The organism is Ralstonia sp. ASV6 (genome assembly GCF_016429285.1).
Classification (GTDB): Bacteria; Pseudomonadota; Gammaproteobacteria; order Burkholderiales; family Burkholderiaceae; genus Ralstonia; species Ralstonia flaminis.
Map to the genome: position 1 here is coordinate 1 of NZ_JAELUI010000259.1, position 3,923 is coordinate 3,923.

The 3,923-nt window shown below is 63.1% G+C and carries 3 protein-coding genes; all 3 read left to right on the forward strand.

Annotation, left to right across the window (positions count from 1 at the left end; genetic code table 11):
- Window positions 1–2: 2 nt before the first annotated feature.
- Window positions 3–2,708 (forward strand): aconitate hydratase AcnA, encoded by a 2,706-nt coding sequence (acnA, locus tag JHD73_RS26980; RefSeq protein ID WP_199033209.1) that lies wholly within the window; start codon window positions 3–5, stop codon window positions 2,706–2,708.
- 190 nt (window positions 2,709–2,898) lie between these two features.
- On the forward strand, window positions 2,899–3,186 hold the full coding sequence (locus JHD73_RS26985) for a hypothetical protein (protein WP_199033210.1): 288 nt from the start codon (window positions 2,899–2,901) through the stop codon (window positions 3,184–3,186).
- A gap of 83 nt (window positions 3,187–3,269) precedes the next feature.
- Window positions 3,270–3,923 (forward strand): DUF2863 family protein (locus tag JHD73_RS26990; protein ID WP_199033211.1); only part of this gene is annotated, 654 nt, incomplete at its 3' end.

The window sequence follows — 3,923 nt, forward strand, 5'->3', positions numbered from 1 at the left end:
CCATGCCCCACAACCTGAAAAAAACACTCAAGGAATTCAAGATCAACGGCGGTCAGACCGGCAAGTTCCATTCCCTGCCGCAGTTGGGCAAGGAACTGGGCGTGGCGATCGAGCGCCTGCCGGTATCGATCCGTATTGTGCTGGAATCGGTGCTGCGCAACTGCGACGGCAAGAAAGTGACCGAAGAGCACGTTGCGCAACTGGCCAACTGGAAGCCCAACGCCGAGCGCGTTGACGAAATCCCGTTCGTTGTCGCCCGCGTGGTGCTGCAAGACTTTACCGGCGTGCCACTGTTGGCCGACCTGGCCGCCATGCGCAACGTGGCCGAGCGCATGGGCAAGAACCCCAAGAAGATCGAGCCGCTGGTGCCGGTCGACCTGGTGGTGGACCACTCGGTGCAGATCGACCACTTCCGCGAGAAGAAGGCGCTGGACCTGAACATGAAACTGGAATTCTCGCGCAACAACGAGCGCTACCAGTTCATGAAGTGGGGCATGCAGGCATTCGACACGTTTGGCGTGGTGCAGCCGGGCTTCGGCATCGTCCACCAGGTCAACCTGGAATACCTGGCCCGCGGCGTCCATAAGAAGGGCGGCGTGTACTACCCGGATACGCTGGTCGGCACGGACAGCCACACCACCATGATCAACGGTATTGGCGTGGTGGGCTGGGGCGTGGGCGGCATTGAAGCCGAAGCCGGCATGCTCGGTCAGCCGGTGTATTTCCTGACGCCGGACGTGGTAGGCGTGGAACTGAAGGGCCGCCTGCGTGAGGGCGTGACCGCCACCGACCTGGTGCTCACCATCACCGAAATGCTGCGCAAGGAAAAGGTCGTCGGCAAGTTCGTCGAGTTCTTTGGTGAAGGCACGGCCAGCCTGTCGCTGCCGGACCGCGCCACCATCGGGAACATGGCACCGGAATACGGCGCCACGATGGGCTTCTTCCCAGTTGACGAAAAGACCGTCGACTACTTCAAGGGCACGGGCCGCACCAAAGAAGAAATCAACGCGTTCGAAGGCTACTTCAAGGCTCAGAAGCTGTTCGGCATCCCGAAGGCCGGCGAGATCGACTACACCAAGACGCTCACGCTGGACCTGGGCACGGTCGCCCCGTCGCTGGCCGGCCCGAAGCGCCCGCAAGACCGCATCGAGATCGGCAACGTGAAGTCGACGTTCTCGTCGCTGTACTCGAAGCCGGTGGCCGAGAACGGCTTCAACAAGAACGCAGCCGACCTCGACAAGACCTTCACGACCAGCAACGGCGTGGACGTGAAGAGCGGTGACGTGCTGATCGCTGCCATCACTTCGTGCACGAACACCTCGAACCCGAGCGTGCTGCTGGCTGCTGGCCTGCTGGCCAAGAAGGCAGTGGAAGCCGGTCTGCAGGTGGCACCGCACATCAAGACCTCGCTCGCCCCGGGAAGCCGCGTGGTGACGAAGTACCTGGAAGCTGCCGGCCTGCTGCCTTACCTGGAAAAGCTGGGCTTTGGCGTGACGGCTTACGGCTGCACGACCTGTATCGGCAACGCTGGCGACCTGACGCCGGAGCTGAACGAAACCATCGTCAAGAACGACATCGTGGCCGCTGCCGTGCTGTCGGGCAACCGCAACTTTGAAGCGCGCATCCACCCGAACATCCGCGCCAACTTCCTGGCATCGCCGCCGCTGGTCGTTGCTTATGCGATTGCCGGCAACGTGACGCGCGACCTGATGACCCAGCCCGTTGGCCAGGGCAACGACGGCCGCGACATTTACCTGGGCGACATCTGGCCGACCTCGGACGAGATCGCCAAGTTGATGAAGTTCGCCATGAACGCCGACACGTTCCGCACGAACTACGAGCAGGTCAAGAAGCCGTCCAAGCTGTGGGCCAACGTCAAGGGCACGAAGGGCCAAGTCTACGATTGGCCGAAGTCGACTTATATTGCCGAGCCGCCGTTCTTCGAAGGCTTTGGCATGACGCCGGCCGTAGCTTCGGCATCGGTTTCGGGCGCCCGTGCACTGGGCGTGTTTGGGGATTCCGTGACGACCGATCACATCTCCCCGGCCGGCTCGATCAAGGAAACGTCGCCCGCCGGCAAGTATCTGCTGGCCAACGGCGTGCTCAAGGCCGACTTCAACAGCTACGGCTCGCGCCGCGGCAACCATGAGGTGATGATGCGCGGTACGTTCGCCAACGTGCGCATCAAGAACCTGATGATCCCGGCCAAGGCCGACGGTTCGCGCGTGGAAGGCGGCGAGACGCTGTTCCAGCCGAGCGGCGAGCAAATGTCGATTTACGATGCGGCCATGAAGTACATCGCCGAAGGCACGCCGACGGTCGTGTTCGGTGGCGAAGAGTACGGCACGGGCAGCTCGCGTGACTGGGCCGCCAAGGGCACGCAACTGTTGGGCGTGAAGGCCGTGATCGCACGCAGCTTCGAACGTATCCACCGCTCGAACCTGGTCGGCATGGGTGTGTTGCCGCTGCAGTTCAAGGGCAATGACTCGGTGCAATCGCTGGGCGTCGTCGGCGACGAAACCTTCGACATCGAAGGCCTGGACGGCGAGATCAAGCCGCAACAGGACGTCACCCTGGTGATCAAGCGCGCCAACGGCGAGACCACGCGTGCGCAAGTGCTGCTGCGCATCGACACGCCGATCGAAGTCGACTACTACAAGCACGGCGGGATCCTGCCGTTCGTGCTGCGTCAGTTGCTGGCCGCTTAAACCAACCCGCTGCGCTGTAGCAGATCGGAAGCCGGCTCTTTAGAGCCGGCTTTTTTATTGCCAGCCAAATCAAACAAGGTGACGATGTTCCAACGAGTGGGCGTGCTTTGGTAGAGTGTGCCGAATAGGCCGCGTGGCGTCCCATGTCCGGCCATCGCCCGATCGTTTCATACGCAGGAGCTTCACACCCATGGCCAAAGTGGTCCTCGCCCTACTCGTCGTGGCGGCCGCCGTGTTTTACATTCTGTTCAAGGCGCCACAGACCGATGCCCAGGCACCGACTGCCGCCGCGACAACCCCACCCGCCGTAACGGCTGCGCCCGTGCCGCCGCCTCCACCCATGGAGGCGCCCGCTTCCGCCGTTGCACCAACGGCCTCCGCGAGCATGCCGGTGGCATCAGAACCCGCTGCGGCATCCGCCCCGGCTGCGACCCATGACGTGGCGGCTGAAGCGTCGGCGCCCGCCGTCAAGCCTTAGGGGTTTCGCTGACAAAGCATCACGCGGCAGCGACCAAGGGTAAAATAACGCCCCTTCTTTCCAATCGACCGGTACGGCACAGCATGGCAGGATTCCGCTCCAAGGCCCCCCAACGTCTTTCCCCCGATGCAGAACGGCTCGTCGCCGATGCGCTGGCGCTCGATGCGTCAGGCAGTCGCATCGAAGACGTCTACTGGGAACAACGGCTGTCCGAACGTCTTTCCCGGCTGCTCAAGAACGGCAGCCAGACCGCACTCGACGCGGCACTCGACCACCTCTTCAAGCACAACGAGGAAGCCTCCGACGTGCTGGCCGAACAGGCCGAGACGTTGGCCGAGTCGGCGGTGCTCACTTCGGGTGGCATTGAATACGATGCGCTGCTGATTGCGGCGCCCATCCTGGCCCACACGCGCTACATGATTCCCTCGGGCACCATCAAGCCCGAACTGGCGCAGACGCTGCAGGTGCACCTGCAGGCGCACGTCATGGCGTCCAGCGCGCGCGTGGCGCTCGCTCCATACCTGTACAGCATCGACCAGCTCCCGCGCACGCACTCCGACACCTTTGCGCTCACGCACAAACTGGCGGCGTATGCGCTATCGGGCCAGCCGCCCAAGGTAGACCTGCGCGACATGCCCGAAACGGCGCCCATCCTGGCCGATCCGCGCTACCTGGTCGCCATCGTCGTCGCCCAGCATGGCCAACCGCTGTTCCGCTGGCAGGAAGATGCCAAGGAG

Excerpts from the sequence above, each read along its gene's own strand:
- acnA (WP_199033209.1), top strand. The coding sequence starts at position 3 with ATGCCCCACAACCTGAAAAAAACACTCAAGGAATTCAAGATCAACGGC.
- JHD73_RS26985 (WP_199033210.1), top strand. The coding sequence starts at position 2,899 with ATGGCCAAAGTGGTCCTCGCCCTACTCGTCGTGGCGGCCGCCGTGTTT.